This window comes from Streptomyces sp. NPDC107562, from assembly GCF_055657325.1.
Genome location: NZ_JBVKBE010000015.1, coordinates 164,565 through 190,468, shown reverse-complemented (window position 1 = coordinate 190,468; position 25,904 = coordinate 164,565). Strand labels below are relative to the sequence as shown.

General features: G+C 65.8%; 18 protein-coding genes and 8 pseudogenes. 9 read left to right on the top strand and 17 right to left on the bottom strand.

From position 1 onward, the window contains the following. Window positions 1–497: 497 nt before the first annotated feature. Window positions 498–725 (top strand): annotated as a pseudogene (locus ACZ7LV_RS32330) (helix-turn-helix domain-containing protein); the annotation flags it as partial. Between the two features lie 366 nt (window positions 726–1,091). Here the strand turns inward: ACZ7LV_RS32330 and ACZ7LV_RS32325 are convergent. Next, window positions 1,092–1,379, bottom strand: coding sequence for a polymorphic toxin-type HINT domain-containing protein (locus tag ACZ7LV_RS32325; protein ID WP_471944607.1), 288 nt, complete (start codon window positions 1,377–1,379; stop codon window positions 1,092–1,094). A 286-nt stretch (window positions 1,380–1,665) separates the two neighbouring features. Between ACZ7LV_RS32325 and ACZ7LV_RS32320 the strand changes: the two genes are divergently transcribed. Then, window positions 1,666–2,286, top strand: a complete 621-nt coding sequence (locus tag ACZ7LV_RS32320) for a nuclear transport factor 2 family protein (protein WP_471944605.1) — start codon at window positions 1,666–1,668, stop codon at window positions 2,284–2,286. On the opposite strand, the gene ACZ7LV_RS32315 is transcribed toward ACZ7LV_RS32320, so the two are convergent. The 6 genes and pseudogenes from ACZ7LV_RS32315 to ACZ7LV_RS32290 all read right to left on the bottom strand — a co-directional run bounded on the left by ACZ7LV_RS32315 (window position 2,178) and on the right by ACZ7LV_RS32290 (window position 8,870). Beyond that, window positions 2,178–2,693: a transposase gene (locus tag ACZ7LV_RS32315; protein ID WP_471944639.1), complete on the bottom strand. Its 516-nt coding sequence runs from the start codon at window positions 2,691–2,693 to the stop codon at window positions 2,178–2,180. The two genes, ACZ7LV_RS32320 and ACZ7LV_RS32315, sit on opposite strands and share 109 nt — an antisense overlap. A gap of 29 nt (window positions 2,694–2,722) precedes the next feature. Further along, window positions 2,723–3,987, bottom strand: a pseudogene (locus tag ACZ7LV_RS32310) (IS110 family RNA-guided transposase). Between the two features lie 676 nt (window positions 3,988–4,663). After that, the gene (locus tag ACZ7LV_RS32305; protein WP_471944603.1) at window positions 4,664–5,446 is read right to left on the bottom strand and encodes a transposase; all 783 of its coding nucleotides are present in this window, start codon (window positions 5,444–5,446) and stop codon (window positions 4,664–4,666) included. Between the two features lie 272 nt (window positions 5,447–5,718). Next, window positions 5,719–6,487: pseudogene (locus tag ACZ7LV_RS32300) on the bottom strand (transposase family protein). Between the two features lie 102 nt (window positions 6,488–6,589). After that, window positions 6,590–7,360 carry a transposase gene (locus ACZ7LV_RS32295; protein WP_471944602.1) on the bottom strand — a complete coding sequence of 257 codons (771 nt, stop codon included), beginning with the start codon at window positions 7,358–7,360 and terminating at the stop codon, window positions 6,590–6,592. A gap of 52 nt (window positions 7,361–7,412) precedes the next feature. Then, the gene (locus ACZ7LV_RS32290) at window positions 7,413–8,870 is read right to left on the bottom strand and encodes an NF041680 family putative transposase (RefSeq protein ID WP_471944600.1); all 1,458 of its coding nucleotides are present in this window, start codon (window positions 8,868–8,870) and stop codon (window positions 7,413–7,415) included. Between the two features lie 232 nt (window positions 8,871–9,102). Between ACZ7LV_RS32290 and ACZ7LV_RS32285 the strand changes: the two genes are divergently transcribed. After that, window positions 9,103–9,759 (top strand): hypothetical protein, encoded by a 657-nt coding sequence (locus ACZ7LV_RS32285; protein WP_471944598.1) that lies wholly within the window; start codon window positions 9,103–9,105, stop codon window positions 9,757–9,759. A gap of 12 nt (window positions 9,760–9,771) precedes the next feature. Here the strand turns inward: ACZ7LV_RS32285 and ACZ7LV_RS32280 are convergent. Both ACZ7LV_RS32280 and ACZ7LV_RS32275 read right to left on the bottom strand, forming a co-directional pair. After that, window positions 9,772–10,343: pseudogene (locus tag ACZ7LV_RS32280) on the bottom strand (transposase). Between the two features lie 72 nt (window positions 10,344–10,415). Beyond that, window positions 10,416–10,523, bottom strand: a pseudogene (locus ACZ7LV_RS32275) (IS5/IS1182 family transposase); the annotation flags it as partial. A 1-nt stretch (window position 10,524) separates the two neighbouring features. Here ACZ7LV_RS32275 and ACZ7LV_RS32270 point away from each other — a divergent pair. After that, window positions 10,525–10,733, top strand: a pseudogene (locus ACZ7LV_RS32270) (transposase family protein); the annotation flags it as partial. A gap of 63 nt (window positions 10,734–10,796) precedes the next feature. On the opposite strand, the gene ACZ7LV_RS32265 reads toward ACZ7LV_RS32270, so the two are convergent. The 5 genes and pseudogenes from ACZ7LV_RS32265 to ACZ7LV_RS32245 all read right to left on the bottom strand — a co-directional run bounded on the left by ACZ7LV_RS32265 (window position 10,797) and on the right by ACZ7LV_RS32245 (window position 15,690). After that, window positions 10,797–12,071, bottom strand: coding sequence for an alpha/beta hydrolase (locus ACZ7LV_RS32265; RefSeq protein ID WP_471944596.1), 1,275 nt, complete (start codon window positions 12,069–12,071; stop codon window positions 10,797–10,799). Between the two features lie 296 nt (window positions 12,072–12,367). Then, complete coding sequence (locus ACZ7LV_RS32260; protein WP_471944594.1) at window positions 12,368–13,606, bottom strand: IS256 family transposase; 1,239 nt, start codon at window positions 13,604–13,606, stop codon at window positions 12,368–12,370. Window positions 13,607–13,891: 285 nt separating this feature from the next. Next, a pseudogene (locus ACZ7LV_RS32255) lies at window positions 13,892–14,310 on the bottom strand (helix-turn-helix domain-containing protein); the annotation flags it as partial. Between the two features lie 36 nt (window positions 14,311–14,346). Then, window positions 14,347–14,825: pseudogene (locus ACZ7LV_RS32250) on the bottom strand (winged helix-turn-helix domain-containing protein); the annotation flags it as partial. A gap of 211 nt (window positions 14,826–15,036) precedes the next feature. After that, entirely contained in the window at window positions 15,037–15,690 is a 654-nt protein-coding gene (locus ACZ7LV_RS32245; RefSeq protein ID WP_471944592.1) for an FMN-dependent NADH-azoreductase, read from the bottom strand. Window positions 15,691–16,034: 344 nt separating this feature from the next. Between ACZ7LV_RS32245 and ACZ7LV_RS32240 the strand changes: the two genes are divergently transcribed. Together ACZ7LV_RS32240 and ACZ7LV_RS32235 are read left to right on the top strand one after the other, a co-directional pair. Next, window positions 16,035–16,790 carry an SDR family NAD(P)-dependent oxidoreductase gene (locus tag ACZ7LV_RS32240; protein WP_471944590.1) on the top strand — a complete coding sequence of 252 codons (756 nt, stop codon included), beginning with the start codon at window positions 16,035–16,037 and terminating at the stop codon, window positions 16,788–16,790. A gap of 309 nt (window positions 16,791–17,099) precedes the next feature. After that, window positions 17,100–17,651 (top strand): SsgA family sporulation/cell division regulator, encoded by a 552-nt coding sequence (locus tag ACZ7LV_RS32235; protein ID WP_471944588.1) that lies wholly within the window; start codon window positions 17,100–17,102, stop codon window positions 17,649–17,651. A gap of 514 nt (window positions 17,652–18,165) precedes the next feature. On the opposite strand, the gene ACZ7LV_RS32230 is transcribed toward ACZ7LV_RS32235, so the two are convergent. From ACZ7LV_RS32230 to ACZ7LV_RS32220, 3 genes are all read right to left on the bottom strand, one after another. Continuing rightward, window positions 18,166–18,822, bottom strand: a complete 657-nt coding sequence (locus ACZ7LV_RS32230) for an FMN-dependent NADH-azoreductase (RefSeq protein WP_471944586.1) — start codon at window positions 18,820–18,822, stop codon at window positions 18,166–18,168. Between the two features lie 74 nt (window positions 18,823–18,896). Then, window positions 18,897–20,198, bottom strand: coding sequence for an FAD-binding oxidoreductase (locus ACZ7LV_RS32225; protein WP_471944584.1), 1,302 nt, complete (start codon window positions 20,196–20,198; stop codon window positions 18,897–18,899). Beyond that, on the bottom strand, window positions 20,195–21,094 hold the full coding sequence (locus tag ACZ7LV_RS32220) for an LLM class flavin-dependent oxidoreductase (RefSeq protein ID WP_471944583.1): 900 nt from the start codon (window positions 21,092–21,094) through the stop codon (window positions 20,195–20,197). The genes ACZ7LV_RS32225 and ACZ7LV_RS32220 overlap by 4 nt, the downstream gene beginning before the upstream one ends. Window positions 21,095–21,288: 194 nt before the next feature. Here ACZ7LV_RS32220 and ACZ7LV_RS32215 point away from each other — a divergent pair, with 194 nt between their 5' ends. From ACZ7LV_RS32215 to ACZ7LV_RS32205, 3 genes are all read left to right on the top strand, one after another. Beyond that, window positions 21,289–21,537: a winged helix-turn-helix transcriptional regulator gene (locus ACZ7LV_RS32215; protein ID WP_471944581.1), complete on the top strand. Its 249-nt coding sequence runs from the start codon at window positions 21,289–21,291 to the stop codon at window positions 21,535–21,537. A 1,306-nt stretch (window positions 21,538–22,843) separates the two neighbouring features. Continuing rightward, window positions 22,844–23,467: a hypothetical protein gene (locus ACZ7LV_RS32210; protein WP_471944579.1), complete on the top strand. Its 624-nt coding sequence runs from the start codon at window positions 22,844–22,846 to the stop codon at window positions 23,465–23,467. Window positions 23,468–23,472: 5 nt separating this feature from the next. Beyond that, entirely contained in the window at window positions 23,473–25,686 is a 2,214-nt protein-coding gene (locus ACZ7LV_RS32205; RefSeq protein ID WP_471944577.1) for an NACHT domain-containing protein, read from the top strand. Window positions 25,687–25,904: the final 218 nt, after the last annotated feature.

Genomic DNA, 25,904 nt, shown 5'->3' with positions numbered 1-25,904 from the left:
CCGGACAGCGGCGGGGCACCTTCAGGACGCCGGTTCACCGCCATTGCGTGAACTGGCACGCAGCCTCGCCCAGCAAGGGGCTGCAAGACGTTCGGTGCAACCCCGATCACGGAAGATGCATCGATGACCAGCAAGAACGTGTCCGAGCCGAAGTCCGTCGAGTCGGCGGAGGTGGTGTCGGCGAAGGCGGTCTTGCTCTTGGAGCAAGACGTCGACCCCAAGGAACTCCGCGCCCGCATCGGCGAGACGCCATCGGCACCCTCGGTAGTCCGGAGACCACCGAGGCGTCAGGCCCTGACGATGAACTGCCGCCTGCGTCGCCCTCCCCCTGCGTCGCCCTCGTCCGCTGACTTTGCCGTCAACTACTGCCGTCACGACGCGCAAAGCCTCGTCAGGACACTTCTGGCGAGGCTTCTAATTTGCTCACGCTTGAGTAGCTAGGTGATGTCGGAGCCGTTCGCCTGACGGTGGGAGGGCCGTTCCGGTAACCCTGGACTGTGAGATACGCGCAGGGCGGCGGGCTGACCGACGCCGGGAGGGCCGCCGGGGAGCGGATTCGGCTGCAGGCAGTGGAACGCTTCGAGGGCGGCCAGAATAATCGGGTGATCGCTGCCGCGCTGCGGGTCAGCGAGCGGTCCGTGGAGCGGTGGCGTCGCCAGTGGCGCGAGCGTGGAAAGGCCGGCGCCCTGTCGAAGGGGGCCCCAGGCCGACCGAGGTTCAGTGAGCTTCTTCAGCTGCCCATCCTGTGGGTGAGAAGCCATCGTGTGTTGACAATGCCGCCGAGCAGGACGGTTGCCTCCGTGCTGGCCCGAACCGGCGCCTCGACGTCACCCGATCGGTTACCGTTCTGAAGAAGCTCAGTGATGCTCAGATCGCCCGGTTGCAAGGGGAGTTGAAGCGCGGACCGCTGATCCACGGCTGGTTGGTTCAGCGGTGGACCCGCTGTATCGCCGAGCACCGTGGGTGCCTGGAACAGGTCTGACTGACCTGGCCCCGCGAAGTCATCGAGACGTCACCAGGAGCTTACGAGTCGAGCCCCAATCGCAAGCGGTGACCATCTGATCCCAGCAACCGACATCACGCTTTCAAGTTCAGTAGTACGTATGCAGGTCGCTGACGGTGAGATCGCGGACGGTGGTGTTCTGAGTGGTCCAGTAGGGGAGTGCGGTGATCTGGACGTGTGTGCCGGCGCCGGTCTTGAGTGACTGGCCGGTCTTGAGATCGGTGGCGTCGATCCACGGATTGAGTTCGGGGACCCAGAAGGGGTGGCCGTTGGTGGCTGTGACGGTTACTTCGTGGCTGCCGTTGTTTGCGTCTGTGTCGAGGCCAGCGACGGAAGCATCCAACTGCACGCAGGCGGCAGACTCGCTGCCGTGCACCGGTGGCTGCTGGAGACCGGTCGTATCCGCGCCGATGCTTCGCTCGCGACACCAGCCAGGATTGGCAATCGATCATGCACGACGACTTTTGTAATCCGGTAGCTCCGGCCGTCTCGTGTGGAAGATCACTGGACGTCGTGTTTTCCTGACAGCACAAAGTCCGCAGCGCCACGGGCCAGGTCTCGCTCCCGCCTCAGCGCTTGTCCGACGGTCTCCCGGAAGTGGGGCCGTCGCGACGGCAAGGCGCGGCGGCGGACATGCGTGACCGCTGGATGAGGTGAGCTCATTGTCTAGCGCGATTAATCTTTTCTCGAAGGCGACGAAATTCCGTGAGTGTGTTCTCCCCTGGGGATCGGCAGCGGTACTACTGATGGTGATCAGCGGAGTGGTCGCCGGTCAGGCCGCCGGCGTGGAGACTTCTGCGGCCGGAGCAGCGCGAGCGACAAGTGCGCCATCAGCCCCAGCTCCGTCGTTGAATGCCGAGGACGGTGAGCGAACGGCTCAGGAGGGCAGAAACCTGACCGCGGTCCGCGAGGCTTTCCAGCGTTGGGAAGCCGGAGGTAGTTTCTACGACATCCTGGCCGATGACGCGGTCTGGACCATCACTGGCTCGAGCCCGATTGCCGGCACCTACACCAGCCGCCAGGAGTTCCTGGACGAGGCGATCGACCCGCTGAGCGAACGTCTGTCAGTCTTCGTGAAGCCGACCGTCCGAGGACTTTGGGCCGATGGGGACACAGTGTTCGTGCAGTGGGACGGGCACGGTGTAGCCAAGGACGGACAGCCGTACGACAACACCTACTCGTGGACGCTGCATATGAGGGACGGACGGGTGACACGCGCCGTCGCGTTCTTCGACTCTGGCGTCGTCACGGACCTGTGGGAACGCGTGCCGGCCGTGAGGTGAGGAGGTGACAACCCTAACGTCTCCGGCGCCGGCCACACTCCGACTTCGGTCCAATCCCGCAGCTCACGCCACGCCTTGACTCCGGAGCAGCCTACGGTCTCTGCAGGCACGTCGCGCCAGACAACGCTGGTCCGCACCACGTACAGTACGCCAGCGAGCGCCATCCGGTCTGGAACGCGCAAACATCCGGGGTAGCAAGAACGACGCTTGGGGACGGCCGGCAGCAGTGGTGCGATGCGCTCCCACAGAACATCCGGCACAAGATCAGCACGCACCCGCAAAGCCTGCCGATCGAGATCGCCAGACGCAAGATCGCAGACTCGCTGAAGCCATCGATAAGATCGGCCCCTGGCTTCGTTCTGGCAGGATCGACGTACCGCCGACGCCGCTTTCGCCGCGGCCTGCATCGCAATAGACATCCCACCCGCTGAAGGCGTCAAGCCGCTCCCGGGATCTGTGTCGATGGCCGGGTCGGGAAGGCCTTCGCTTCGTCGTAGGCCTGCCCGTTCTGGAGGCAGTAGTAGAGCATTCCCATGAAGCGGTTGAAAAGGTTCCGTTGGGCTGCGACGTGGCGGTCTCCGACCTCTTTGCGGCGGTCGTAGTGGGCTCGGGCGCCTGGTGACTTCGTCAGGGACACGAACGCCCAGACGTAGCCGACGGCGGCGAGTCGCTGGTTCTTGACTTTCCGGCTCATGACCACGCAGTTCTTGCCGCTGGCCCGGGTGACCGGGTCGCTTCCGGCATAGGCCTTTAGCGAGCCGGCGCTGTTGAACCGGGTTCGGTCATCGCCGATCTCGGCAAGAACCCGGGCTCCGGTTAAGGACCCGAGGCCCGGAAAGCTGCGGATGATCGGGGCATCCGGGTGCTGCTCGAAGATCTGGGTGGTGGCCTTCTCAAGCTGGTCGGCGTTGAGGCAGGTGGTGTCCAGTTGTCGCAGCAGGGCGGTGGCTTGCTGGCCGAGCGCCGTTTCCACCTGCGGCAGCTGGTGGAGGTAGTCGCGGTGGAAGACCTCGTGGAGCCGTTCGGCTTCGGCCTCGATTCCGCGGAGCCGGCCGGCCTGCTTGAGCAGGGACTGCAGCCGTCGGCGCGTCAGCCTCGCGGCCGCGGTCGGCGTAGGGGCTGCTGCCAGGATGGTTCGGGACTCCCTGGAGCACAGCCCGTCGCGCTTGTCGGCGAACGCTGCGAGGAAACCCGGGTAGAACTCCCGGAGCTGTGACCGCAGCTTGTTGTGGGCCTGGCCGCGGTCCCAGACCGCATCCTGCTGAGCCCGCGCGAGCACAGCCACCGCCTGAGCAAGCTCGGAATCCGCAGGTAGTGGCCGGTGGGCGGCCATATCGACGCGCAGGATGTTCGCCAGTGCCGCAGCGTCGACGGCATCTGACTTCTTCCGTGCGACGGAATGACGGTCCCGGTAGCGAGCGACCGCCAGCGGGTTGATCGCGAAGACCGGACGGCCAGTGGCTCGCAGACAGGCCACGAGCAGTCCGCGAGAGGTCTCGATTGCCACGGGGATCGGAGCATCCTTGTTGTCGCCGTGCTCGATCAACAGGGCGGTGAGCTGGGCAAATCCGGCGGCATCGTCGCTGATCCGCGCTGCTTGGCAAGCTGGTTCCCACCAGCGTCGACCAGCGCGATGTCGTGGTGGTCTTCCGCCCAGTCCACGCCGCAGAAAACCGGTGTCCGTAACCCGACGATCTCCATCCAGAACTCCTCCATCGGTATGTGTTTCCGCAGGCCAGAGCCTGTGCAGGGTGCGCGTGCTCCCTAATGGAAGTGCTCGAGGCACAACATCCCACCAGCCGTTCGCAACCCCAGCGAGCTCCACGGCCCCCGTCTTCACGAGAGCTCGAAGCCCGCGATGAGGTGAGAGGTGTTCCGTGCAGTTGGCTCAGGCGACGGACAGCGAATCGCCGGGATCCACGGTGGTGCGAGAGGTGGTCGGAGTTGGCTTTCCACGACCTGCCGTGTGGCCTGTCGTTACTCAGGTGACTCAGTTTGCTCCGGTGCGGAAACGCGTGTGATCGATGCCGACCAGGACTAGAGACGCTCTCAGTAGAGGGCTCAGTGCCCAGGTGGCGGAATAGTTCTTGTTCCAGGCCGGTAGCGATCAAGGGGAGGTACGGGCCCGCTCTATTGCCAGTGCTCAGGGCACCGGGTGGACCCAGGGCTGCCGTACCGCCCCTGGTGAAGCGAGTCCCGTTGCCTGTCGAGAGAGCTCTGACTCAGGATTCGGATGACGATGACTCGCTTCACCGCCCATTAGGGTGGACCCGATGAGCGTCACGAGGAAGCTCGCGGAACAGCATTCTGGTGGACGACTAACGAGCTCGTGCACGGTAAGCGGTAAGACGTCGAGGACCTCAGCGGGGCTTGGCGGTCACACCTGCGGTGCCGGGTCCAGGTCCGCGGTCTGCTGATGGGAGAGCAGGCCGGCGATGGCTTGCACGGTGTCGCTGATGTGCTCGCGGCGGCCGAGGTGACGGGCCAGTGCCCGCCAGTTCTTCAGGTGTGCGATGCCGTGCTCGACGCGGATGCGCCGCGAGGAGTGCGCTTTGCGCTGGCGTTCGTGCATCTCCTCGTACCAGTCGGGAGCGTTCTTCTTGAACTTGCGGTGCGGCGGTGTCACCACGCGCCCGCCGGTCTGGGCTCCCAGGCCCTGGTAGCCGGCATCCGCGAGGATCTCGGCTGCCGGACCGCCCTCCAAGAGCCTGACCAGCCCCAACTGGCGGGCATGGGTGATGTCCGCGCAGCTGCCGTGCTGAGTTGGGCTGCAGAAGAGCACCCGGCCGTCGCCATCCGTGACGACCATGGTCTTGACCGCGTTCTGCTTGCTCTTGCCGGAGATGAACTTGTCCCGGTCTTTGCGTCCGGCAGCCGGGCGCCTGACTCGGATCTCGGTGCCGTCGATGATGCCGGTCTTCCCGCTGGCGCCGATGTGGCCGATGACCTCCGCGAGGGTCCGCAACCGCACTCCGACGCTGATGGTGCAGCCTCGCTCGGCGAGCAGGGGTCGCACCTCGCCGATGGCCCGGGTGATGGTGGAGCGGTCGACGCCGAACCAGCAGGCCAGCACGTCATGCGTGGCGGCGTGACGGAGATGGACGAGCGTGGCCAGGAGCCGGTCGACGAACACCAGCTGGTGCTTCGCGCCGGCGCCCACCGCCCGCTTCCGTGGCCGGGACGCAAGCCTGGCCTGGTGCCGCTCGTGCCACAACGGGCCTACCTCAGCAACGAGTTCAGCAATCACAGCAGCCGACATGCCCGTGATCCTCCGGTTGCTGATGATCGCTGCACGAGACGCGTTCCCCACCACACGACCATGATCGACGATCAGGAACTCGACGTCTTACCGCTTACCGTGCACGAGCTCGTAAAGGGTGTTGCACAAGGCCGTGTGCGGGCAGGTCAGGGCCCGTGGAGGCAGCCCTCTGGTCATGACGCGAGCGCGAGGTTGTGCATGAGGGCGACGGCCTGGACCGCGTGGTGGAGGCCGTCGCCCCGCTGCCGGCAGTCACGGAGGATCCTGTAGTTCTTCATCCGGCCGATCACATGCTCCACCCGCGCACGCACCTTGCGGTGGGCGGCATTGTCTGCTTCCTCACCCGGCAGCAGAGGTCGGTGGGGGCGTTTGCGGTGCGGCACCACCATCTGGCAGTTGAGGTAGGCGCCGTCGCCCAGGACGGTGACGCCCTGGCAGTGCGCGGCCAACCCTGAGGCCCGCCAGGCGTGCGCGTCTGCGGTGGTACCCGGCACCGGGTGAGCGGAGGCGATCACCAGGCGGGTGTCGGCATCGACGATTACCTGCACGTTCGCGGAAAACCGGTAGTTGCGTGACGATGAGCCCACGCGCCGGTCGCGGACCGGGACCAGGGTGCCGTCCACGATCCACAACCGGTCCGCCGCATCGCAGGGGCGGGAAACGGGCTCGAGCGCCAGCAGCGGACCGAGCCGCTGGATCACACGGCACACTGTCGAGGAAGACACCGAACAGCGGGCCCAGCTGCCGCATGGTCAGGTTCGTGCGGTAGTACACCGCGACCATCAGCACCCGCTCGGCCAGCGGCAGCGACCACGGCCGGCCCCGCAGTGTGCCGTTGCCGCCCCGCTCCCGCACCACCTTCAACAGTCCCGAGAACTGCGTCATCCGCAGCCCCGTGAACGTCTCAACCCACACCCGCTCAGCACGTAAGACCCCAGCCATACAGAAGAGATGCCCAGCTCAGAGCCTTGTGCAACACCCTTTAAAGGGTGTTGCACAAGGCCGTGTGCGGGCAGGTCAGGGCCCGTGGAGGCAGTCCTCTGGTCATGACGCGAGCGCGAGGTTGTGCATGAGGGCGACGGCCTGGACCGCGTGGTGGAGGCCGTCGCCCCGCTGCCGGCAGTCACGGAGGATCTTGTAGTTCTTCATCCGGCCGATCACATGCTCCACCCGCGCACGCACCTTGCGGTGGGCGGCATTGTCGGCTTCCTCACCCGGCAGCAGAGGTCGATGGGGGCGTTTGCGGTGCGGGACGATCAGGCCGGTGTTGATGTAAGCGCCGTCGCCGATGACCGTCACGCCCTCGCAGTGTGCGGCCAGGCCGGAGTCCCGCCAGGCTTTCGCGTCCGCCGTGTTGCCGGGCACCGGACGGGCCGCGGCCACCACTAGACGCGTCTCCGCGTCCACGATGACCTGAACGTTCGCCGAGAAGCGGTAGTTACGCGAGGAAGCGCCGACGTTGCGGTCACGGACCGGGACGAGGGTGCCGTCGACAATCCACAGCCGCTCGACAACGTTCTGGGAGGTGCGGGCCGGCTCGAGCGCGAGCAGCGGACCGAGCCTTTGGATCACCCGGCACACGGTCGCCGGCGAGACGCCGAACAGCGGGGCGAGCTGCCGCATGGTGAGGTTCGTGCGGTAGTACACCGCCACCAGCAGCACCCGCTCGGCCAGCGGCAGCCGCCACGGACGACCCCACCCACACCCCTCGCCACCACGCTCCCGCACTGCTTTCAGCAGCCGACCGAACTGATCCACCCGCAGGCCGGTAAACGTCTCCACCCACACCCGCTCGGCCCTCAACACCCCAGCCATACAACGGAGATGCCCAGTTCGCGGCCTTCTGCAACACCCTTTAACTTGATCTTTAACCTGTGCGGCGTGGTCGGGGGGTGGTTGACTTCGTCGTTCGCTGTTTCGCTGCCGGTGTTTTGCGGGGTGTATGCACGTCGTGGCGGGGTGTGGGCCGGGTGTTCCTTTGGCCTGGCGGCCGGCCCGGGCCCGGACGTGATGGTTTCGGTGCTTGGGCCGGGCAGGCCGATTGTGGGCGGATGTGCCGAAAGTCGCGGCGGACTCGGGCGGGGGTGAGCCTGTCCGGCGGACTGGGTTTCTCCCAGGGACGACGCCGGTCGGCCGCGAGAGGACGGGCGAGTCGTAGTTGGGTGTAGACGGCGAGGATTAGCCAGGTCCATCGGTCGGCTGCCTCGGGTGTGCGGATCTTCGGGCAGGTCCAGCCGAGGGTCTGTTTGAACAGGCGGAATGTGTGCTCGATGTCGAAGCGTCGCAGGTAGGCCTGCCAGAGACGGTCGGCGTCGTCCGGGGTGGCATCGGTGTCTGACCACCACAGCCAGACCGGCTTCGGTGTTGCTCCGCTGGGCAGGTGGCCGATGTCGAGGCGGATCACTGTCCCTTCGACGATCGGGAGGGTTCGCTCTGCGGCTGCCCATGATGAACGGTGGGTCAACTTGGGGTGGAGCCGGTCCCAGGACCGGGCCCTGGCGACTCCGTAGAGGCGGGTGTCGGTGATTGTTTCGGTGTCCGGGGTGTTCCAGGTGTCGGGCTGCCCGAAGACGAACTCGCTGCCGTGCCGGGGCGGCCGGCCCTGGGTGTGCGGCAGCCGCGGTGCGACAGCCCGGCGCAGGACACGGTCGGAACGCATCCTGGCCAGCACCTGCACCGGCAGGTCTTTGAGGAGATAGCCGAGGCGGGGTGCGTCGTATCCGGCGTCCGCGACGATGAGGATGTCAGGGTCACCCACCTGCCACTGCCCCGTGTTGATCAGTCGCTGCAGCAGGTCACGCAACTGCCGGGCGGTGACGGTCGCGGTGTCGTCGCCGGGCGTCAGACGCAGTGCATCCAGAGGTGCGGTCCATGAGCTGCGGCCCGGCTCGAGCGCGCAGATGATCGAGTAGGGCCAGCCCGGGACCGGAATGTGCTGGTCCTTGCCCCGGCCGTAGGTGTGGCACAGGATCCGTTCTGGTGAGGTGTGGGCGTCGGGCCGCAGCCAGCAAGTGACATCAACGGCAAGGACCAGCCGCCCGTCGGAAGACCGCGGCAGGGGCACCTCGGCCAGTGCCCGCCGCAGCCGACCGGCATCGATGCGTCCACGGGCCATCGCGGCATAGAGCCCACCATGACCGCGACGATGTTCACCCACCAGCGACAATTCGACCAACGACTTCACCGGCCCGTCGCTGCAGAGGACAGCATCGGCCAGCTCGAACAACGAGTCCGAACGAGCGGTCAGGCAGGAATAGAACTCGCCCCGGAAGCGTGACAGTTGCGTCAGCGTCTCTCGCCGGGCGTCATGGTGCAGCAGACTCATCCTCACGGCCTTCGTGCTGAATGTGTGTGTTCCTTGGCCGGAGCACATATTCAGACGAAGGCCGCTTCCGTGTACGGCAGATACCGAACCGGGCGATCAAGTTCGACGAGCCATTCGACACCGGACGTTAAAGATCAAGTTAAGGGCTGTCCCGCAATGAGGTGGCAGCGATGGTGCGAGCCGTTGATCGGGTAGGCGGAGGGGCCAGGTGCCGGCCGATTACCCTCGTGTCGTGGAGAAGTCCTGGGAGTCGCCGAATAGCACCGATGCCCTGGTGAGTGCGTTTCCGTCCCGGCTTGCTGTTGACGTCCGGAGTGTTCTGGCAGTCGTTCCGGACGGCAAGCTCTCATCGGCGGACCCGTTGAATGTCGAGGTGTGGGGTGAGACTGTCACCATCCCCTATCGGATCTACCAAGATGAGCCGAACGCCGACGTGGTGCTTTCACTGCCCGGGACCCAGCAGGTGATCTTGCACTGCCTGTACTCCCGGCACTGCGACGGCAGGGTCCGTCAGCGTCACCTCGAACAGGTTGTGAGGCTGGACGAGGCGTGGGTGGTCCCGTTCGTCGTGCAGCTGGCCGGCGAGTACGTGGTGGAGATCCTTGAGGCGATCTACAGAGGGCTGCCCGGACTCGGTGTCCCGGACTCCGTCCAGCGCGGACTCTATGGGGAGTTCATCGCTCGAAATCCTGCGTTTTTCGCCAGCACGGAACGACGTGTCGTGAGCTACTGGTCCTGCTACTACCGCTGGAAATACCCGGAGTTCGGCACGTATCCGGGAAGCTCGCTGGCGGAAGCGTTTCGGGCCGCCGCCTCGGAGCGGGCGGGCGCACCATGGCCCCGCCACACACCGGCTCCACTGATGAACACAGACGGACAGACGACCTGAGCCCTTCACCGTCTATCCGGTGAGGGCCAGGTTGTGCAGGCGGGCGATGCCGAGCATCGCGTGATGGACGCCAGCGCCTTTGAGCCGGCAGTCGCGCAGGATCTTCCAGCCCTTCATACGGGCGAAGGCGTGCTCGACCCGGGCGCGCACCCGCTTGTGGGACTTGTTGTGGGCTTCCTTCCACGCGGCCAGTTCCTCGCCCTGCGGCGGCGGTGGGGCATCACGAGTCCGGTTCCGGGGTAGCCGCCGTCGGCGATCGTCAGGGTCCTGCCCACGGCAGCCTTCGCGCCGGACTCCGCCCATGCTTTGCAGTCGTTGCGGTTGCCTGGCAGGGGTCGGCCGACCACGACGATCAGGTGGGTGTCAGCGTCGATGACGACCTGGTGGTTGGTGGAGTATCGATAGTTCTTCGACTGCTCGGCCACCGTGTGGTCGCGGGTGGGTACCAGGGTGCCGTCCACAATGAGCACGGCGTCCTTCGCGAAGCGGAGCCGGGGCTGCAATGCGAGGAGCGGACCGAGCTGATCGATGATCCGGTCGGCTGCAGACGTCGAGATCCCGAACAGCAGGGCCAGCTGGCGCATCATCAAGTTCGTGCGCCAATAGGCCGGGTCCTGGCCGACGGACGCGCGCTGGGTGGTCGATCGCTGAGCGGGCTATCGCCGGGCCCAGATGAGGATGGCGGCGAGATGGAGTGCGGCCTGGTAGGCGATGGCGAGCTTGACTGTTCGCATGGCCAGGCCGCGCCACTGCTTGAGCCGGTTGTGGGTGAGCACCGGCATCAAGCGAAAGCCGCTGCAGGGATTCACCTTCGCCGAGAAGACCGTCAACCGGGCTTTGGCCGCAGCACGGCACCGGTGGAACGCTGCGTCGCGCGCCTGAAGCCATGGCGGATCTTTCGCAGATCCCGATGCAGCCCCAACCGCATGACGCCAATCGCCAAAGCCATCCTCACCCTAGAGCGGCAATGGTGAAGGAGCTCAGTGTCGCGCCGCCCGGCACGTGGCAACGTCGTGACGGAATATGCAATCCAGCGCTCACGCTGGCCGATTCCGGACAGACGTGACGTCGACGGTGGTTATGTTCGAGACCGGGTACCGCCGACCAGTCAGGACAGGATCGACACGTCCATCACCGGCGAGGTACCGGCGAAAGAAGGCTTTCACGTACGTGCTGGCCACCCGGCGCTGTTGGGCTTCCGTTAGTTGAGGGGCCGTGGCATCCCCACCGCGATCTGTGCACCGCCCTGGCTGCCCGTCGGGGTGGACGGCGTCGTCGAAAGCGGCGACCTCACCGCTCTGTGGCGACCACTGGGTGTTGAAGTAGTTGTGGTTCGCTCCGTGCACGTGGAAACCGTAGTAGTCGCTCGTCCCTTGAGAAGTGGCGCCGGCGGCGAACGCGAACGCTTCGGTGCCGATGTCACCGTCGCAGGTGCCGCGCATCACAGCGAGGGGGGTGCGCTTCATCGCGTACTCGCCCAGATCCTCAGTCATGACGTTGTATGCCGGTGCCAGCGCCAGCGCGGCCCGGATTCTCACGCCCGCAGGCCATTCGGCCCGATGGCGGTCGGCCGCGTGCCACGTTACGCCGGCGCCACCTCGTGAGTGGCCGAGAGTACCCACCCGGGACAGGTCGACGCGGTGCGCAAAGTCGACGTCTTTTGGTCGGCCCGTCCGATCATCGACGAACTTGCCGGCCAGGTAGCCTTTGCCGGTCGAGTTGAGCCGTTGCCACAGGTCGAGGTGCTTGTTGATGAGTTCGGCGCGGGCGGAAGCGTTGGCGTCGCCCGTCAACGATGCGGCGTTGATGCCGTTGGCCCGCACGGAGACGAAGATGAACCCCTGGCGCGCCAACTCCTTCCCGAGGTAGTCGTACCCGCGGTCGTTACCGATGGGCGTGATACCCGGGGCGCAGGGCCAGCGGAAAAGCTCGCGGTTGGCGGCCAGGTACGCACCCCAGTCTTCAGCCTGCTCGGCTGCGTGCCGGGCGCTTTCGGCCGCCCGGTCCGCACAGGTCTCGTGCAGGCCGTGCAGTGCGACGACGAGGGGACGTAGAGTGGTACCGAGGCTCTCCGGGTAGTCGACGGTGGCGGTGAGTTCGACGGGCTCACCCGTCTCTGGCAACTGGTAGGCGACGTCACCCAGGTTGTAGGTGACTGTGGCGACGCCCTCCGCGCCTCGGGGCGCTGCGCTTGAGTCGGCTGCGTGCGTGACCTGAGCGGAAGTGGCGGCTACCAGGGCTACTGCGGCGCTGAGGGCCCATGTACGGCGCGAGCCGCGGTGAGACGGTGTTGGTTCAGCGTAGGGCGTCATCGTGTGCTCCATCCGGACGGGGTCTTGAGGGCGGCCCTGTGGGGCTCAGCCCGCCTTGGAACCAATTCATGACGGCTCCACCTCGACAGACGTGCGGCGACGGTTGAGGTTGCGGGTCAGGCGCGCAGAGTTGGCCCGGATCTGCCGAGAACCTTCACATGCATCCCTCGGTGGCAGGGCGATGGGCGGAGTGCCCCGACAGGGGTTCGTCCGTGGTCAGCCGCTCCGTACGGCCGCCGCGGGTCACGTCCGCGGGAGTGGTGTATCGGCAGCCACTCGGTGATCTCGTTTTGAGGCTATGCGGTCAGTTCGGTGGGCAGGGCGGTGTCGTAGGTTTCTGACTCGATCGGGTGGAGGCGGGCTTTGGCGAGGAGTTCGCGGCCCATGTAGCGGCGGGTCTCGGTCCATTCGTCGTTCTGCTCGGCCAGGACCGCGCCGACGAGGCGGATCAGGGCGGTGCGGTCGGGGAAGATGCCGACCACGTCGGTGCGGCGGCGGATCTCCTTGTTCAGCCGTTCCTGGGGATTGTTCGACCAGATCTGCCGCCAGATCTCCCGCGGGAACGCGGTGAACGCCAGCAGGTCGTGCTGGGCGGCGTCCAAGTGGGCTGCCCCCTTGGGGAACTTGGCTTCCAACGCGTCCAGGACGTGCCGCAGCTGGGCCCGGACAGCCGTCGTGTCGGGCTGTTCGAAGACCGTCCGCAGCAGGGTGGCCACCCAGGGCTGGGCGGACTTCGGGACCTGGCTCAGCAGATTCCGGGCGTAATACGTGCGGCATCGCTGCCACGACGCGCCCGGCAGGGCCGCGCCGATCGCGGCGACGAGGCCGGTGTGGGCGTCGGAGACGACCAGTTGGACGCCGGACAGGCCGCGGGCGGTCAGCGAGCGCAGGAAGGCGAGCCAGCCGGCGCCGTCCTCGGCGGTGGCGACGTCGATGCCGAGGATCTCGCGGTGTCCGTCGGCGTTGACGCCGACCGCGATCAGAGCGTGGACGTTGATGATCCGGCCGCCCTCGCGGACCTTCTGGGTGAGTGCGTCGACCCAGACGAACGAGTAGGGGCCTGCGTCCAGGGGCCAGTTGCGGAAGGCGGCGACTTGTTCGTCGAGGTGCTTGGCCATCGCGCTGACCTGGGACTTCGACAGCTGCGTGACGCCGAGGGACTCGGCGAGCTTTTCCACGCGGCGGGTGGAAACGCCGAGCAGGTAGGCGGTGGCGACCACGCTGATGAGGGCCTGCTCGGCCCGGCGGCGTCGTTCGAGGAGCCAGTGCGGGAAGTAGCTGCCCTGGCGCAGTTTGGGGACGGCGAGTTCGACGGTTCCTGCGCGGGTGTCCCACTCGCGTGGGCGATAGCCGTTGCGGTGGTTGACACGCTTGTCGCTGACCTGCCCGTATTCGGCGTTGCAGAGGGCATCGGCCTCCGCGGACATGAGCGCGTCGGCGAAGGTCTTGACCATCGCGCGCAGCAGATCGGGACTCGCCGAGGCGAGGTTGTCCTCCGCCAGAGCGCGCAGGGGCAGACTGTCAGGTGCGGTCATCGTGCTGATCTCCTTCGAGCCTAGACATCTCGAAGATCAGCCGGTGGCCGTTCTCATATCCGGACCCTCACCCCGACGCCGGGACAAACGCCCGGATCAGGCGAGAACCGGTACACCACTTCCCTGGACGCAACCCCGCCGCGCTCATCTGCCACCGACCACGAAGGTTTAGCCCGGGTGCAATTTGTGCGTTGAAGCCCGACTTCTCGCTTGCTGCTGCGGGCGACGTCCGTAGCCGCTAGTACTACGGGCTCGCAGAGAATCAAGATGCTGATTTGGTCTCCCTGGAGCTGTGCTCGCGAGGAATGCGGTGACGTCGGCGGGTGTCCGGAACCTGGCTGTGGAGGGTGGAATGGTGTGACCATGCTCGGCCAGGAGGGGCTGAACCGGATGGCCCTGGTGAGCGTGCTGCCGTTGACTCCGAAGAGCTGGGCGAGCAGGTCTCGGGTGCCGAGCTTGCGCTGGTAGAGCACGGTGGCCAGGACTCTGCCGGCGGTGGTCAGCTTGTCCTTGGACCCTGCGCCGCGAGCACGGACGCGTTCGCCTCCTCGCTGCTGGAGCCGTCCTTGCTCTCGTAACTCGTCCAGATCCGGGGCCAGTTGCTTGATGATCTCGCCCAGCTCCGGTTCGGGCATGCCGGCCAGCTCCGGGTTGCACAGACACCCGGTACTGGGCTGTGAGGGCGGGCCGTAGGCTGACCTGGGTTCTTGGCCGCGCTCCACGCACCCCGGGCTGCCGCTTCCTACCCGCGGCCAGACCTCCTTCTTCCACAGCTCCACCGCGTCGTCGTCCCGCTCGATCGCCCGCCGGGCCGGCTGCTGCCAGGACCAGCCATGCCGCTTCAGCAGCAGCCAGGTGCCCTCGACCGTGTACGAGACGTGGAACGGCCGGCGATCAGCGGCTTGATCCTCGCCAGGATCCACCGCTGATCCGGCCAGCCGTGCGCGAGCGGACCACGCTCCAACTCCCGCTCCAGACGCTCCATCTGGACCGGCCCCAGCCTCGGCCGCCCCGGCGAGCCATTCGACAGAACTCCAGTCTCGCCCTGCTCGCGCCAAGCCTTCCGCCACCGCTCCACCGACCGCTCCGACACCCGTAACGCGGCGGCAATGACCTTGTTCTTCTCCGCGCGCTCGAAGCGTTCCACGGCCTGAAGCCGAACCCGCTCCCGCGCGGCCCTCCCGGCGTCGGTCAGCCCGCCGTCCTGGGCGCATCTCACTCAGCCAGAGGTACCGGAACCGACACACGACTGTCAGTCCGATGACCCGTCATCACCCAATCACATTCAGTAACCAGGAGATCGACTGCGCTGTGACGGGCTATTGGCGCCTGTAGCGCAACGCTTCCGGTTCCTGCCGCACATGTTGTGCGGCAGGAACCGGAAGGCGGTCCAGCCCTGCAGACCGTGTAGATGGCTTGGTGAGCCTCTATCAGGCAGCAGTGATGCGTCGAGCAGTCTCCTTGCCCTTTGCCGAGGCGTCCTGGAGAGCGCGTGCCCACGACGCCTCGGCGAGGGGTACCAGTTCGGCCATGTCGGGGTTGGAGTGCGCGGCGGTCAGTTCCGGGACGATGAAGTCGAGTTCGAGGCCCATGTATTCGCCGAGGATGGACTGCAGGTAGTTCTGGACGTACTCGGAGGCTTCCCGCGGGGTACCCGGGGCGTAGGAGCCGCCTCGGCTGGCGACCACCGTGACTGAAAGGCCCTTGACGCTGGAGGTGTCTCCGGTGGTACGGCCCACCATGAGGACGTGATCGATCCAGGCCTTGAGGGTCGAGGGGATGGTGAAGTTGTACATCGGGGCACCGAGCAGCACGGCGTCGGCCTGCTCCAGTTCCTCGATCAGCTTCACGCGCCTGGCCATCGCCGAGTCCTGCTCCGGCGTTCGGGAGCCGTCGCCGACGAAGGCGGCGGAGAAAGCGTGCACGTCGAGGTGGGGCAGCGGGTCCGCAGCGAGATCGCGGTAAACGATCTCTCCGTCGGGGTGCTGCTCCTGCCACGCGTCGCGGAACTTCAGGGCCACGGTGCGGGACTTGGAGTCGGCGCCGGGGTTGAGTGAGGAGTCGAGGTGCAGCAGGGTTGCCATGGTGTGGTTCCAGGTGTCTAGAGGCGTTCGAGCTTGCTGCTGCCACGGTTGGAGGCAGCACCTCTTCACATTGCTGCTGCGATCCCCATCGCACAAGGACTGCATTAGTAGCTAATCAATAGTAAGTATCTTACGGACCCTTTGCTGACGTCAGGGCATGTGCCTACGGTTGCGTACAGCTGGCAGACGCCACAGGGCACTACCCCGTCCCGGGCTTCGCATTTGCTCATCGGCGCGCGCCTGTCAGCCGTCTCACACCCGAGTACGACGAATGGCCCCGGGGCCAACTCCATGGCGAACCGAGCGTTCGCCATGAACGGACCGAGGTCGGTCTGGAGCACGTCATGAGCACACTCACTGGCAAGGTGGCCGTAGTCACTGGCGCAGCCCAAGGGCTCGGAGCCGGATTCGCCAAGAACCTGGCCGCTGCGGGAGCAGCAGTCGTGGTCAACTACTTCCCTGGTGACGGGGAACGTGCGGCCACAGTGGTCGCTGACATCGAAGAAGCCGGCGGACGGGCCATCGCATTTCCCGCAGACGTCACCAAGGAAGCGGACCTGCTGGCCTTGTTCGACGAGACCGTCCGGACATACGGCTCCTTGGACGTTCTTGTCAACAATGCGGGGGTCTACGAGTTCGGTCCTCTTGACGAGGTGACCGAGCGCGACTTCCACTACCAGTTCAACACCAACGTCCTGGGCGTGCTCCTCGCGTCCAAGGAGGCCGCCAAGCGTTTCGGCCCGGACGGAGGGAGCATCGTCAACATCAGCACCGCTGCGGCGCATCTGTTCCAGCCGAACCTGAGCATCTACACCGCGACAAAGAGCGCCGTGGAAGCCGTCACTCGAGTGCTGGCCAAGGAGCTTGGCCCCAAGAACATCCGTGTGAACGCCGTGGCGCCGGGTGTGACGGAAACTGAGGGAAGCCACGCGCACGGGCTCGTGGGCAGTGCGTACATCGACTCCCTCGTCTCCGACACTCCGCTGCACCGGATGGGTCAGCCAGAGGACGTCGCGCTTGCCGTCACGTTCCTTGCCTCCGAAGAAGCCCGATGGGTGACGGGCGAAGTCATTGTGGCGTCAGGTGGTCTGCGTCCCTAGCAGCCGCAGCCACGCACAGTTTGGCCTGGCCACGATTTCGCACCCTGCCACGATCTACCGATCGAGGGAAGTCTGCAGGAGGTAAGGCCACCGCAGCGGTGTCGTGGCAGACCAAACGGGACCCAGCTGCTTTCGTTTCCCGCACTGAAACACCATGGGGCGGACCCGAAGGGCGGAGGCACAGTCTCAGGCGAACTGTGCCTCCGCACCGCTGGCCCAGGGACAGGGACGCGGCAGGAAGCCCTGCGCCGTCTGTTGCTGTTGCTGTTCTCTTTTCTGTCTCACAGCAAGAATTTTGGAGTAAGAAGCATGGACCCGATCGGGGTCGCAGAAGTCGACGTACCCGCACGGCTGGTCCGGTGCTTCGCCGAATCGCTGCTGGTTCGCATGAGGCTGAGTTATGCGACACGCGATCCCTGCGCTCTTCGTGTCGCACTCCGTGAGGGCGACGCCGGCGCCACGGTGACGTGGGCGTTCAGCCGTGACCTGCTGGTCGATGGCCTGCACGGCTATGCCGGCGAAGGCAACGTGCGAGTGTGGCCCGGAATTGGCGGCCCGCGTTCCGATGTGCTCTACATCGCCTACAGTTCGCCGGTCCGCTCGACCCTGCTGGAGACCTCTTGGCAGGAAATGCGGTCATTCCTGGGCCGAACAATATCGTTGGTGCCCAGGGGGGGGCCGAGTCAGAGCAACTCGACGTGGACGAAACGCTGTCCCGGTTGTTCACGGACCACTGATCTACCGGAGCAAGCGACAACAGCGGAGCCCACTTGTGCCAGCGCACCAGGGGCACCGCGAACCCTCGGTAGCGGCGTTCCCACCCGCCAGTACACCGTACGCTCTTCCCCGTTCCGAGGGTAATTGCTGCCCTGTGAGTCCATGACGCATGCGCAGGGATCTACTTCCCGGCTTTCCCGCTCCGGGCATGGTGTGCAGGCGGCGGTCGAACTGGTCGAAGGCACTCTCTCCTCCTGCGAGCGGGCGAAGCAGGCGGAGACGATGTTCCAGTCACGCGGGAGGCAGCACCAGGGATCCCGGTGCGGTTCGCGTAGAAGATTGCATCGAACAGGCTGCACAGATCCTGGTCCGGCGGGCGGCCGAACCGTCCCCAGTTGCGACGTCGGGCCCGCCAGGTGGTGAGGACCGGCTCGGCCAACTCCTCGCGGGCGTCGGACAGATCGCTCGGATGACGGCGGCGTGCAGGCACGGTCCGGTCCTTCTCCCATAACCCAGGCGCTCGGGCCGCCGCTCGAGACACACGGCGCGCTATTCGGCACCTCGGGTTGAAACCGGAGCAGCCACGTCAGGACGCCTACTCGATCAACTCTCCCCCAACTCAGCGCACAACAACCCTCACCGGCCTCGATCGCAACCCTCACGGTGTGTTGCGGAGGCGAGACGCGACGGCCTTGGCCCGGGCCGCTGCTTCCGCCAGGGCCTGCGTGCGGGACCACTCGAAAAGAGGGATCAGCGAGGTCATCGCGGGATCATGGGGGGCCAGGGTGAAATCTGCGACGATGAAGTCGACGTCGAGACGCAGTGCGTGGCCGAGGATCGCAGTCAGGTAGTTCTGGACGTACTCGTGCCCCTCGTTCGGAGTTCCAGCTGCGTAGGAGCTGCCTCGGCTGGTCACGACCGTGACCGGCGTATCCACGATGGTAGAGCTCTCCCCCACAGTGCGCCCAAAGAGGACCACGTTGTCCAGCCAGGCCTTGAGCGTGGAGGGGATCGTAAGGTTGTGCATGGGAGCGCCGATTAGCACTGCGTCCGCCTGCTCCAGCTCCTTGATGAGCCGTTCACGGTCGGTGAAAGCAGCTGCCTGCCGGGGCGTATGAGTCTTCGGGTCGACGAGGCTGGCGGTGACAGCCTCGTCAGTGATGTGCGTGACGGGGGCGTTGGCCAGGTCGCGGTAGATGACCGTGCCTTCGGGAATCTGCTCTTCCCAGGCCTGGCGGTAGGTCTCGGTCACGGTGCGTGAGACCGAGGCTCCGCGCGGGTGCACGGACGAGTCGATGTGCAGCAGCGTGAGCATGGAACTGACTCCAACCGTGGCGGCCGCCGGAGAGGCATCGCCGGGATCGTTCTTTGGGGGGCGGTCGTCAGGCATCAGGCTGTGGGTCTGGGCTTCAGGATGCCCTCGGGGTCGTATCGCTTGTGCAACTCCATCACCCGTTCACCTGTGGAACCTGGGTAGAAGCGTGCGAACGTGTCGTCGGTGGGTGCGCTCTCGAAGTTGATGTACGCGCCATCCATGTAGGGGGCGAGGGATGTCCAGCCTGTGCGCAGGGTGTGTCGCACGTTGGGTGGGAAGGCGGCCCCGATGACGAGGAAGTTCTGGTGGCGATGGGCGAACGCCGTGGCCGTCGGCTTGGGGTCGTGGGTCGCGCCGCCCAGCGAACGCATCTGCACCATGAGCGGGTCGCGGCTTACCGAAGCCTTCACCAGGGCGCGTGCCACGCCTGCGGACATATCGGTGAGCAGGCCGTTGGTTGTCCTGGCCGGCATCTGACCGGTGTTCTCGTGCAGGTGCATGGGTGACACCAGTTCCGGATAGGGGACGACGTGGGCCTGCTGTCCCAGTACGTCACCCACACCCAAGAGCGGTTCGAGGGCTTTGCGTATCACTGCTGGAGTGTCTGAGGTCACGACGCCGGTGATCACACCAATGGGAGAGCCGTCGCCCTGTGAGGTCAGCCTGAGCTCCGTCGACAGCTCGCGCGGCGCCTTCGCCATGACATCCGCCCACTTCTGCAGGGTCCCGCCAGCGCGGTCCATGGATATGACCAGTTGGGCGTAGCCGACGTCGCCGAGTTCCATGGCCTCGATCTCGAAGGCGACTGCGATTCCCGCGCCCGCGCCCGCGCCACGCATGACCCAGAGCAGATCGGGCTCGTTCTCCGCATCGGCGCGGACGATCCTCCCGTTAGCCAGGACGACCTCAACTGTTCGAACATGGTCGACCGTCAAACCGTACTTGCGCACCAGCCAGCCCACTCCGCCAGCTGTGGCGATGCCACCGACGCCGACGTTTCCATGGTCGCCCGAACTGATGGCCAGCCCGTGCGGAGCGAGCGCTTGGGCGACCTGGGCCCAGCGTGCCCCCGCCTCTACCCGCACCAGGCGGGAGTGGCGATCGAGAACGTGGACCCGGTTCATGGCACGCAGATCGATGACGAGCCCTCCGTCGTTGGTGCCACTGCCCGCCAGGCCGTGGCCACCGCTGCGGACGGCCACCCGCAGGCCTCTGTTCCTCGCGAACCGCAGCGCGGCCTCGACGTCCTGGGCTGACTCGGGTAGCACCACGACCGCTGGGCTGCCCACCACTGTGTAGGTGGAGCGCACTCGTGGATAGCGCTTGTCGTCCGGCGTGACGACCTTGCCCGCGAGTTCCGCCGGCACGCCGCTCATCGCTCGCCTCGAATGTCCGCGACCTGCGCGCGCACCGCGGGGATGACCTCGTCGGTGAAGCGAGCCAGCTGCTGCTCGGGATCGGCCACCGGCCAGAAGACGAACGTGTCGAAGCCGAGTTCCGTGCTCCAGCCCGTAAGGGTGTCCACCCACCGCGACACGTCGCCGACAAGGCCCGGGGCATTCGAGGGGGCTCCGATGGCACCGATCACGTTGTAGACACGCCGCAAGGTCCGCGGATCACGTCCCGCCTCGGCAGCCGCATCATCGATGGCCTGCTGCCGGGAGGGCACCTCATTCGGTGTGACGTAGATGTTCAGCGGCGAGATCCAGCCGTCCGCTCGCTTGCCCGCCAGAGCGAGCATGCGGCTCTTCTGCGCTCCTAGCCAGATACCTACGGGCATGGGAGGCACTGGGCCGGCCTGATAGCCGCCGATGGTGTGGTACTGGCTGTGCACCCGCACCACACCCCCGTTCAGGGCGCTGCGCAGCAGCCCGAGCGATTCCTCGGCGAATGCCACCATGTCAGACCCCCGCCGCGCCGGTCCGCCCATGGAGGCGATGGCGTCCGGGAGCCCGCCGCCTCCCACGCCCAGCTGCATTCGTCCACCCGTGAGCACGCTCAGTGATGACGCCGCCTTGGCTAGCATCACCGGGGGGCGGAGCTGGAGGTCGGCAACATCCGTGAGGAAGGAGATCCGCTCTGTCAGGGCGGACAGATGCGAGATCAGCGTCACAGTATCGAAGTGCCCGGGCTGATAGGGGTGGTCCTGCACAGCCAGGTATTCCAGGCTCCGATCCTCCGCTATCCGTGCAAGCCGCCTGGTCAAGCCCCACGCTTCGGCAGAGGGGTCCACGCTCAGCCCGAACGAGAGAGGGCGTCCATAGTCAGTCATGTCTTTCACCATCTACCGCATCACGCGCACGACCAAGTCGGTCGTAAGGCGCTAATCTTTAATAAGTAACTCACGAATCTTACATCGCTTGTCCCAACTTCGAAGGGGCCTTCGAACTCACAGGTCGGCGCAGGGTAGGCGCGATCCTGAACACTGCCGGCGAAGGAGCCTGCCGGTTGGGTGAGTAACGCGCGATGATCGAGGGGATCTCCGACAGGCCCCTCTCCCAGCGGCTCAAGGAGCTTGAAGCCGAAGAACTGATCGAACGCACAGTTATCCCTGCGACGCCCGTGCAGATCCAGTACCAGCTGACCCAGGAGGGCAAGAAACTCGTCGAAGCCCTCATGCCTCTTGCTCGGTGGAGCGTCAAGCGCAAGAACTCCCGGCAGGCGAGCGCACGTGCTGCCACATGCATCGACGGTCGGTTATGGCCTGGTGCGTGATCAGAAACAGCGGGAAACCTTCTCGAAGAATCTCCTCCTCCAAGGAGGAGGAGATTTGCTCCGTGATGGCGCGACTTCATCATCCGCAGGGCGCTACGGGCCAGCCAGGGAGAGATTTGCATACGATAGGCCAGCCCTATGCGGGTGAAGCATGAGCAAGTCGACCGAACAGAATGGCCCGACCATGTGAGTGGTCCGCCCCGGCGAGCGCATGAACGGTAGGCGGTGAGGCAGGGCGAACTTCGGTGTGGCGCCGATTCACGTCTGCCGTGTCGGCTCCAGGTCCATGGTCTGCTAGTGAGACATCAGGCCGGCGCTTGCTTGGATGGCGTCGCTCATATGCTCGCGACGGACGAGGCGGTGGGCCAGAGCGCGCCGGTACTTTGCATGCGCGATGCCGTGCTGGACACAGATTCGGCGCGGAGAGTGTGCATTGTGCTGGCGTTCATGCACCTCCTCGTACCCCCCTTCATGGGCTTGCGGTACGGTGCTCTTACCGCTCGTCCGTCGATCTGAGCACCCAGTCCCTCGTGCCCGAGTTGGCGAGAACCTCAACCGCAAGACCGTTCTGCCAGGAGGCTGACCAGCCCCAACTGGAAGGCTTGGGCGATGTCCGCGCAGCTTGCGGGCCATGCTGGATTGCACCAACAGCACCCGGCCCTCACTGTCCGTGACCACCATGGATTTGTGGCGTTCTGCTTGTTCTTGCGGAGACGAACTTGTCGCGACCCTTACGGCCAGCGAACGAGGACGGCACCACCAAGGCCGGTTCCCTGATCATCTGCGAGGTCACCCGACGGATGATGGCACCCGCCTGGAGGCGGAGATGGACCAACACGTAGCCGAGCTCGCTGGTCAGCAAGACGAGAGCGGTCGCTGGCTGGTCGTCCGCCGCGGCCGTCGGTCGCCAAATCCATCGAGGTGGCAGTCCCGCGCGTGAACGGCCAGCAGCTCGAGGAGGCGACCGACGAGAGTCAGCGGACTCTCTCGATCTTGACGATCGGTTCGTCGTGTGACGTGTTTCCGATGACGCACCATGTGGAGTGCGTTGCCATCCTTGAGTCGGCGGCAAAGGGCCCCTGACCTGGGGTTTTGTGTGTGCGCATTATGTGCGGTGTGGGCGTTACGGGCGATATCTTGACGCTGAAATGACGCTCGTGACGCTCATTTGACGCTCGTTCTGATGGGCTGTCAGGCGTGTTGCTGGGCTGGTCAAGCCACGTGAATCGGCGTGGTCGCAGAGGGCCGGCCGGGGAAAAAGTTCCGTTGGGCGGTCGGGAGATAGCCGCAGCGGCATCATTGCGGGGTGGATTACAACCTCAGCGGGCTGAGCACCCGGGAGTTCGAGCACGTGTCGCAGGCCCTGGCCCAGGAGATCCTCGGGCCGGGCGTCTCCGCCTTCGGGGACGGCAAGGACGGCGGGCGTGAGGCAGCGTTCGAGGGGCGGGTGCCCTATCCGAGCGAGCTTGAGGCATGGGACGGCTACGGTGTCGTGCAGGCCAAGTTCCGGCAGCGCACGGATCAACAGCCCCAGGATGCTGTCTCGTGGCTGAAGGGGCAGGTCAAAGAGGAATTCGAAGCGTGGCTGAGCTTGACTTCGAAGCGGGAGCGGCTGCCCGAGTATCTGATCTTCACCACCAATGTGATCCTGACTCCCGTGCCGGGCAGCGGAGGCATTTCTCGGATTGAGCAATTCGTGTCCACGTATGCGGCACGCCTTGGGCTCAAGGGCTGGGCGGTGTGGCACCACGACCAGCTGTGCCGCTACCTGGATCGGTACGACTCCATCCGCGTACCTACGCCGGTGCCATCACCTCCGGTGACGTCCTCGCACATTTGCTCGACGCCGTGTCCGCCGGACACAAGCCCAGGTCAGATGCCCTCACTGATGCAGCCCGTGCTTCGCAGCACCGCCGTGAGGCACGACTGAGCCTTGTGCCCGAGGAGCGTGCCGATGCCGTTCTGGACTGGGCTGACAAGTCCTCACTGCCGGTGGTGACTGTCCCCGTCGGCACTCTGGCGGTTCTGGTCGCGCCCATGGGAGCCGGCAAGAGTGAGGAAGCCGAGATGCGGGAAGGGCTCCGCGAGGCAGCGGGTGACCCCGATGTCGTGATCCCTGTATGGGTGGATGCGGGCAAGGCCGTTCCAGATCTGCTGGATGCCATCACACGCGCGGGCGGCGAGCCGGCGAGTGGACTCGGACGTATCGTGATCGACGATCTCGATCGGATCTCACCCGAGCAGGTTGCACAGCTCCTATACGAGGTCAGGCTCTTGCTGGCCGCCCACCCGACCGCCCGGATGCTCGCCACGTGCAGACCTGGAATCGAGCTGGGCAGGGCTGTGGTGCACGAGGTCGCCCCGTGGTCAGTGCGGAGAGGCGCGGAACTTCTCGACCTTGTGATCGGCGACGACGCGCGCATGCTTTTCGAAGAGCGAGAAGTACAGGACCTGCTGACCAGCCCCCTTCAAGCCCTGTCCGTCGCCTCCCGCCTCCTGGCCGGTGAAGACGCACGGGTGACCAGCCTGGAGCTGCTGTCCGGTCTGGCCGCGTCCGTCATCAAAGGACGGCGCAAGGGTTCCCCATCCTCACAGACCTGGGACCGCCTTGCTCGTCTCGCCGTACACGTCCTGAATGCCGGCGGTCCAGTCCCCGCTCAGCACTTCGGGCATGAAGCCGAGGTGTGGGAGCTGACCGAAACCGGTCTGGTCGTCCAGGAAGCTGAGAGCCTCCGCTTCGCCCTGCCTGTCTTCGAGCAGCACTTCGGCGCCCAGGCCCTGCGCAAGGGCTCCGTACTGCCGGAGGAGATCGTCACTGCCGACGCTTTCCGCCGGTGGCGCTACGCGATCGCGTTCGCCGTGAGCGCGAGTGCCCCGGACGAAGCGGAGAACCTTATGCTCCGCCTTGCTCGGGCCAACCCTGCGGCCGCTTCCTGGACGTTCGACGAGATCGCCCGGGGCAAGAAGCAACACCATGGCATGCGCGAGGCTGAAGACAGGGCCAGGACCGCCATCGCCCGACTGGGCCGGGCGGACGACGAACTCCGAACCGCTGAAATCGCAGGCACTTGGCTGCGGGAGGCGCTCGAGGCCCTTGTTGAGGGTTTCGGTCCGCTGAGCGGCTCGCTTGTTGATATGCGGGATGGACGGCTGCCTCGGTGGGGAGTGTGGGCGAAGGAGGGCTGGGTGGCCATCTCTCCGTCGAGATACTCCTCCGAGCCGCCCGCGGTGACTCCAATGGCCTCGCACCCGTCGAACCGTGAAGACCCTGAATGGCGATGGTGGAGTCAGCACCTCTTTCCCTGTGATCCGCTGGGCAGGTGGGAGTGGGCCCGCGGTCGGATCCGCGAGCCCCTTGAGCGTGTAGTCCGACGTGGTGCTCTTCTGGTGCCGCCGGATTCTCCGTTGGCCCATGAGCGGCTGTGGCACCTTGCGCAGCGACTCCGCCAGGGAAACGTGCCCCGCGATGGCGTCTCTGTGCCTGAAGTGCGCCGGCGAGTTGAGGCGATGATGGAGCATGTGCGGACATCCGTGCGGTACACCCGTCAAGTTGCTGGCTACACCTACGACTGGGCGGACATCCGGTGGTTGCACTCCCAGTTGGCCGGTGTTACCGACGAGGTGCTGCGCAGACCGTACGGCGAACCGGATCAGGAAATCCCGCGGCGTGGACGGATGTGGCAGGGGTACTCCCCGTTGCTGACGCTGGGGATCACCAGACAGATTCTGCGAGACGCCCTCATCGGCTACCGACAGCTGGTCGAACTGAACTTCCCGTCCCTCGCCTCTGCGCTGGGCCTGTACAGCGCCCTGCCCGTGAGCGCCGAAGGCATGGTGGTCATGCCGGAGGACGACACGGACGGGTCGCACAGCGGCTTGATCCATACCCTCCGTCCCAAGGCCGCAGGGCGCCGCAATGACCCACCTGAGGTGGACCTGGACCTGTGGACCGAGCCGGGGTTCGGCCCTACCTCGCCGTTCCCCGGTGGGCCGGTCGGTTCCAAGACGAACTTCCATCGGCCCTACTACGTAGATCGCGAACTGTCCACTGGCTCATCCCGCCCGGCGACTGAGCTTGCCTATGAGTGGCTCGTCCGTGACTTGAAGGCGGTTGGCTGGCTGGGTGTGCACGTCCAGCTCTCTTTATGAAGGCGTCGTCAAGGTGTCAGGGAGGGCGAACGGCCAGGCACGCCGTCCAGCTTCCGTAGTGGGTGATTTCTGAGCCGGATGCCGTCGTTGCGGAGTGAGTGGGCACTGGCAATGCACCAGATCGCGAAGCAACTACAGTGTTGGCTCCGCTCCGGCGAGTTGAGACCCCACCGTCCGCATGTAGTCGCGGCTGTGTGCGTGAGGATCGGCCGTTGTCG